Annotated in this window: 7 protein-coding genes; 2 read left to right on the top strand and 5 right to left on the bottom strand. The window is 31.7% G+C overall.

Annotated elements, in window-relative coordinates; all coding sequences use genetic code 11:
- Positions 1-38: 38 nt before the first annotated feature.
- From FPQ13_RS12630 to tnpA, 3 genes are all read right to left on the bottom strand, one after another.
- A complete protein-coding gene (locus tag FPQ13_RS12630; protein ID WP_144089684.1) occupies positions 39-524 on the bottom strand; it encodes a hypothetical protein in 486 nt (161 codons plus the stop codon).
- 7 nt (positions 525-531) lie between these two features.
- Entirely contained in the window at positions 532-1,455 is a 924-nt protein-coding gene (locus tag FPQ13_RS12625) for a hypothetical protein (protein ID WP_144089683.1), read from the bottom strand.
- 240 nt (positions 1,456-1,695) lie between these two features.
- Complete coding sequence (gene tnpA, locus FPQ13_RS12620) at positions 1,696-2,127, bottom strand: IS200/IS605 family transposase (protein ID WP_144089682.1); 432 nt, start codon at positions 2,125-2,127, stop codon at positions 1,696-1,698.
- 541 nt (positions 2,128-2,668) lie between these two features.
- Between tnpA and FPQ13_RS12615 the strand changes: the two genes are divergently transcribed.
- Complete coding sequence (locus tag FPQ13_RS12615) at positions 2,669-2,926, top strand: hypothetical protein (RefSeq protein ID WP_100332655.1); 258 nt, start codon at positions 2,669-2,671, stop codon at positions 2,924-2,926.
- Between the two features lie 426 nt (positions 2,927-3,352).
- On the top strand, positions 3,353-4,852 hold the full coding sequence (locus tag FPQ13_RS12610) for a recombinase family protein (protein ID WP_144089681.1): 1,500 nt from the start codon (positions 3,353-3,355) through the stop codon (positions 4,850-4,852).
- A 194-nt stretch (positions 4,853-5,046) separates the two neighbouring features.
- On the opposite strand, the gene FPQ13_RS12605 is transcribed toward FPQ13_RS12610, so the two are convergent.
- Both FPQ13_RS12605 and FPQ13_RS13585 read right to left on the bottom strand, forming a co-directional pair.
- Positions 5,047-5,631, bottom strand: coding sequence for a hypothetical protein (locus FPQ13_RS12605; RefSeq protein ID WP_144089680.1), 585 nt, complete (start codon positions 5,629-5,631; stop codon positions 5,047-5,049).
- 206 nt (positions 5,632-5,837) lie between these two features.
- On the bottom strand, positions 5,838-6,765 hold a 928-nt coding region (locus FPQ13_RS13585; RefSeq protein ID WP_186279684.1), incomplete at its 5' end, for a hypothetical protein.

The following is a 6,765-nucleotide window of genomic DNA, read 5'->3' as shown; positions in this document are numbered from 1 at the left end:
TTTTATTCATGCAGTAGCTTCTCAGCCACCTACATAAATTAACTGCCAAAGACTACATTTTTAGTTTGCCATAAACACTTCAATTCACTTAATATATTTACCACTGAAATATAAAGTGGATTTATTTGATATTTCATCATTAGTTCATAGATGATAATGATAGATAATAGTGTTTTTCCTGTACCTTTTGTCTTGCTATAAATGTAGAGACCCTTTCCCATATCATTCATTGTTTCAAAAGATTTGATAAATCCAGATGCTACCTTTTGCGCATATTTTGCATGCTTTATAGCATCTTTACTTTGATAATGGTTAACGTTAAAATCTTCTAAGCTCTTATGATGATATTCTTTCGGAATTCTAGCAGTTTTAATAGAATTTAGTAATTGTCTTTGCTCTCTACACTTGCAAAATGTCATCGCTTCTGTCCCATCTTCTCTGCGATAATGAATCATACCACTTCCATCACACTCATTATAAATACACTTATTTGACGGCTTAGTGATTTTCCCTGGCTTTTTCAACGACAAATCACCCATATCGTTCGAAATATTCATCTTCGACATAATCTCCTGTATTCTGTTCATTGTTAACAACCTCCTGAAAAAAATAGTTTTTATGCGCTTGATCAAAAATATAGTTTGTTACATATCGAAAAGAACGAATTTGATCGTTTTTGTGTTGTGGCTTAAACTGGCGAAAACAATCCTCAATCCATTTCAGAACTAGGTTAGTGTTCCATTGCTCTTTGACTACTTCTAAAATAGCTTTATAGTCATTAGATGATATTTTGGACTTTCCACTAAGCTTCAAATAAAGTTCACATATTTTATTAAATTGTTTAGAATCATTGGATTTCATATCATCATCAATTGACAATGAAGATGATATTTCTGATAAATTATTTGTATTAGTATCTGTAGTAATCTCTGGTATTGCAGTAATACCTGTGCGTTTCGAAAACTCATTATAATTATTCAACTGTTCAGTATTTGTTTCTCGAGCATCAAAATCTGCGCTTCCAGTTAACAAATTTTCATCTTCGAAACGGTATCCAATCTTTTTTAAATCTGATGTCACTTTTACTAGATTTACGCGATATTGAAATGTTTTATCCCATCTATAGATAGGATTGCTTCTTTTATTTAGATATCCCTTTTTTACCAGTTGATTTATGTGCTTCCGCACTGTATTTACAGATACGCTAAGCATCACTTCTTCTTTTAACTCTTCTGCCTTCTTATAAATCCATCCATATTTTAGGGAAACATCACCTTCCTTACTGCCATTTTCTAACCTTGTTTTTTCTTCTAGTAAATATTTACTTACATCCTTGGTACGTTCACTCCAGTAAATAAACTGATTTAGTATGATTGCTTCTTCTGTGCTGCCTGTTAATTTGACGTACTCCTCTTTAATTACAGCTCTTTTTAGTTTCTTTTTAATTTCTATCACCTTCCTCTCCGTTTTAATTGAATAATTTTTAGTCCTGTTGCTTTATCAACGATAAAGCCTAAATATTATAAAGTGGTGTTTTTCATATTTTAATAGGTTAGATAAAATTTTTTTATAAATTTAAACGACCACCTGCTAAAGCAGGTGGATTTGGACATAAATGTCTGCGACTAAAAGTCGCTGTTCAGACTAAAGTCCGCTGAAAGACCTTAAGCTGAAGCTCACTTAATTAGACTAAACTCATTCATCAATCCTGAAGATATCACCCCCTGGCTCGGTTGATTGATTTGCTATATAGTTTCTAATGATTTCTTCCGTCACATTGCCTACGGTCGCACAAAAATATCCTCTTGCCCATAGGTGTTGCCCCCAGTACCTCTTCTTCAGAGACGGGAACTCCTCTTGTAATAATCTCGATGATCTTCCTTTGAGATACTGCATGATCTTACTTGGAGCAATACTCGGCGGGCATGATAACAACAAGTGAATATGATCTTTACCTACGCTTCCTTGCAATATCGTAATATTCCTTGCTTCGCACCCCTGCCTAATCAATTCCCTGGCACGGTGGGCGACATCTCCTCGTAACACATGGTATCTATACTTTGTTACCCAGATGACATGGTATTTTATATCATAGACCGTATGACTGCTTTTCCGATATCCGTCCATACTTACTCACCTCAGTTTTAAGTATGGACAGGGAAAAGCAAGGCTAAAAGCGTATCCCGTCTAAAGACGGGGGAGTTAGACCACGCTCCTGTAACTTAAAAAGATCACTACTGAAGCCCAGTAATGACCTTTTAAATGAACGTTATTTAAGTTTGTCAAAAAGATAATAGTCTCTTTTTTCATTTGATCTGTGATTTGATTAGATTGATATATAACTTTAAAAATCCTAAATATAAACATGACTCTAAATTGACCGTTTATGACTATTATCTACCCGGTTATAGACAAAGTGTATATTTCTTACATGAGTATCGCTATAATAGTTTCATTAGATTAAAGGGAGGTCCGTAATCGTATATTTAAAATCTAAATCAACTGAAACATCACATCAGACAATGATTAAATACAACTTCGTATTTCATGAGTTATGGGACAAATGGTACAGAAATGGAAATAACAAAAATTTTTCTTTACATAATACTGCAGAAATGCCCAAAATATAGAAGTATATATGAAAAGAATATAAAAGGAGATTTTATTAGTGAGAGCATTTGATAGAACGGGCTTTTTTATCCACCAGACAACAAAGGTAAGAATACGTAAGTTCTTAGACAAAGGAATAGAGGTATATACCTATTCGAAAGATGGTAAATTAGGTTTCATACCATATTGTAACTTAGTAACCAATATAGATAATCTTTATGAAGGAAAATCACTTTATGTCCACTTTCTTGGATATAAAAAACCCCATCTCTTTTTTACCGAAGAGGGAACAGTATTATTTCCTGATCTTCCGTAACAGGAATATTAATTAAAGACCAAAATACTACAATTATTCAAAGCTTGAGGAGTTTGAACATACCTCAAGCTTTTTTGTGTAATTAAAAACTGTAAATGATATAGCTACTCTAAATGATCGATATAAAATTTCAAGTTGCAAAAAAAAAGTTTTTATTTCCTCTTAAAATATCATTTTTTCGCGGTTATCATATTTCAGCAAATGACTAGCCGGCTGTTATTTGTGTGTTTAATCCACAAATAGATAAGGGGAGAGTTCATTCATTATGATAAAAAACGAAATTTTAGATTTTGATAAGCATTACAAACTTAAACTCGCAACAAATAAAGAGTTAACAAAAATAAAAGGCTATGACTTTCTAAACTTCCTAACAGACTTAATGATTAAATACTCGGATACTTTTATTACTGAATTGGAGGATGAAAGATGATAACTAAATATACAAGAGCATACGCCTATGTTCGTATTAGCACAAATAAACAACTAGATAACACATCTATTGAACAACAAATTGAAGCAATAGAAAAGTATTGTAAGGAAAATAATATTATTCTTGTAAAAACATATGTAGAGGAACCAGCATCCGGGGAGAGTTTTTCAAATAGACCTGAGTTTAAAGAGATGTTTTATAATGTTTTCCAAGAGGAGAATAACATTGATTCCATCATTGTATTTAAACAAGATCGTATCTCACGGAATTCACTAGATTCACAATATATCTTTAGCCGTCTTAAAAAAGCTAACAAGAATTTAATTTCTATTGCTGATAATATCGACACAAACGATCCTAATTCAAAATTAATCTATCAGATCTTAGGTATTATTGCAGAAGTTGAAAAAGATCTAATTTCCTTTCGTACATCACTAGGTATGGAAAAGACATTTGAAAATGGCGACTTTAACGGTGGAAGGGTATTTGGGTACAATTTAATAAATAAGAAATTAGTAATTGACGAAGATGAAGCAAGAGTAGTTAAATACATTTTTGATTGTTACTCCAATAAAATGTGGGGTTATAGAAAAATAGCTAGTAATTTAAATATGCAAGGTATCAAAACTAAAAAGGATAATCATTGGTCTATTACTGCTGTTAGAACTATTCTCAATAATAAAATCTACAATGGTTATGTTAAATGGAAAGGTAAATATAAAAAAGGTAACCATTATCCAATTATCAGTGAAGAGCTTTGGGAAAGAACCCAAAAACTTTTATCACTACGTAGTTATACCCAAGAAAAAATACACAACGGCTCCTTTCCATTATCGGGTCTATTAAAGTGTCCTACTTGTGGAGGCGCAATGGTACAAGGGAATGCAAACAAAAAGTACAAATATTACGTGTGTGGCCGTTTTAAAAACAGTGGTTCTAAAGCATGTAAGTCGAACCTTGTAAAAAAGGAGTATGCGGAACAAGAGGTTTTATCACAGGTTATGAATTACCTTAACGATTTAAACCTCTCTGTACCATTACAAACAGTTGTTATGGATAACCTAAAAAGTGAACTTGAACCAATTGAAGAGGAACTTAAATTGCTAGAGAAAAATTTAAATGAATTAAAAAAAGAGAAGAAGGATCTCTTGCAACTTTATACAAAAAGAATAATCGACATTGATACACTTAGTGATGAAATGAAAAGAATACAGAATCAAGAAAGTGAACAAAAGGAATTTAAAATACTACTAAAAAAGCAGATAGAAATAAAGAATAGCAGTGACGACTTATTACCAGTAATTAATCACATTGCCAATGATTTTAATTCACTTTATAACCTGCTAGACGACTATGATAAAAAAGAATTACTCCATTTTCTTATCAAAGAAATTCAAGTAAATACTGGAGAAAAGCCTAAAGACCGTACAATCAAGAAAGTCGTTTACGAGTTTGATGAAGATATATTTGAGGAAATAAGTCGTGAACTTGTTTAAAACCGGTGGGGCTTTTATAGAAGGCATATAATCCTTATTCTGAAACGTAATTAGCCGTCTATTCTCAATTGAATAGACGGTTAATTATAATTTTTACTTACGACTGCACAAAGCTTAACAGTATTTCCTTCTTCCCATGTATTTTGTTTTTTTGGTAGTTTATCTAGACTTCCTTAATATGTACGAGAACTCCTTTATTCCAGTAGTTGAGTTAATGCAGGAATGAAAGGTGATATTAAAGTCATGTGATTGGCAGCTGTAGTAATAAACTTAACGTAATAATCTTTAAAATTATTTGTACCCTGATTTCTCTCCATATTATGTACAGCCTCAATTAACTCTAATTTTTCATTTGGGTCTTCAACATTCTCCTTTATTATTTCTTTTAAATCCTCAAATAAATTTTCTTTATTTATATTTACAATATTTGTAGACGAATCAGAAGAGTTGTTATTTACCCTTGAATTTGCACCATTCAAATTATAAACAATTTGTTGCGGTTGATGTTGTTGTGCTTTAATAGCTGATTCCTTCTTAACCTTGCATTGATAATGTGCAGAAATCCCCATTTGTTTGCTATAAAACCCTCTTTCTAATACCTTGTACCTTTCCACTAAACCATTATCGAGTTTCCTAATTAAGACATCGGATTCTTCAATAGGTAAACTGCCATCATCAATAAATATCATGTCTGGTTGTACATTTGCATTTATGTTTTCTATAAGTTCCCCATTTTGCTTTTCTAATGTGACTGTATCATACATCATACGACCTAACATTCATCTGCCACTCCTCTCAATTAATTCTTTTTACTAGGTTTTCTACAGCATGAGGTTTCTGAAACAATATAACACATTTACTTAAATCAAAAACCTTTGTTATTGTTAAAACCTATATTAAGATTCGTATCACATCTATGTATAATAAACGTTACTGACCATCAATACGCCTAAACCTTTATCACTTTTACCTTCAGATTTAACGATTAAATCTGCATATGTTTTGTATTGCAGCCAAAAACAACTCCTATCAATATTTCAATTCCTTTATCCTCAATTCCAATTCTTTTAAATAGCATTACGTACGTTAAAATCTCTAAAAATCGAATAATATTTGTTTCTTCTCTGTCAAATATGGTATGAAAATTACTATGTACGATTTTATTTCTTAACTCCACTAAAAAACTTGCTACTTCTTCTATTTTGAACCCACTTGGAAATATAAATTCCATCGATTCTTCGAGAATATTAATATTTTGTTTATATGCATTTTCTATTTTTTTCCTCTGACCAAACTGAGTGCCTAACTGAGCAATTCTACCTTTTACTAGACTTAAAAAAATTCTATCATCAGCACTAATTTGATCATTGTTACCGAAATTATTTATTACCTCCAATAAATCTTCTTTTATCAACATGGGAGAGTTATCTACTTTTCTTTCGTATAGGGCAGGATTCTCCTTGCATTCATTTTCAAATGCAGCGAAAATCGCAAGGAATCTTTCGATATCGTAGGAATACGATTCATTAATATCTTTAGGATAAAAATTCAAGTTTATATTTTTATTATCAGCAGCAAATTGTAATAATTGTCCAATATAAGGTTTGAAATAATCATACTGTATAACAGGGAAAGCATTAATATTCCTTAATTCATATGGTTTATTATGGTAGGTACCTAACTTTTGCCTTCTTCCATCAATTTTGCCCACGATTATTATAGGCTTAAAATTAATTTTTAACTGGTGACTAACTAATTGAATAAACTTCAATACAATAGTTACTAAATCATGGACTTTTTCTATATTATTTGTTTCTTCAAATAGCACAGACAACTTGGTACCGTCAATAAGTTTGTGTAAAAAAGTAGGGTGATCCGGTGGAGGGTTATTTCCCCTCCTCGCTTTCGGTCTG

The sequence above is a fragment of the Allobacillus salarius genome, assembly GCF_007559425.1.
Classification (GTDB): Bacteria; Bacillota; Bacilli; order Bacillales; family Alkalibacillaceae; genus Allobacillus; species Allobacillus salarius.
The sequence above is the reverse complement of the archived record's forward strand: the minus strand, read 5'-3'. Positions and strand labels throughout refer to the sequence as shown.

Excerpts from the sequence above, each read along its gene's own strand:
- FPQ13_RS12605 (WP_144089680.1), bottom strand. The coding sequence starts at position 5,631 with ATGTTAGGTCGTATGATGTATGATACAGTCACATTAGAAAAGCAAAAT.
- FPQ13_RS12610 (WP_144089681.1), top strand. The coding sequence starts at position 3,353 with ATGATAACTAAATATACAAGAGCATACGCCTATGTTCGTATTAGCACA.
- tnpA (WP_144089682.1), bottom strand. The coding sequence starts at position 2,127 with ATGGACGGATATCGGAAAAGCAGTCATACGGTCTATGATATAAAATAC.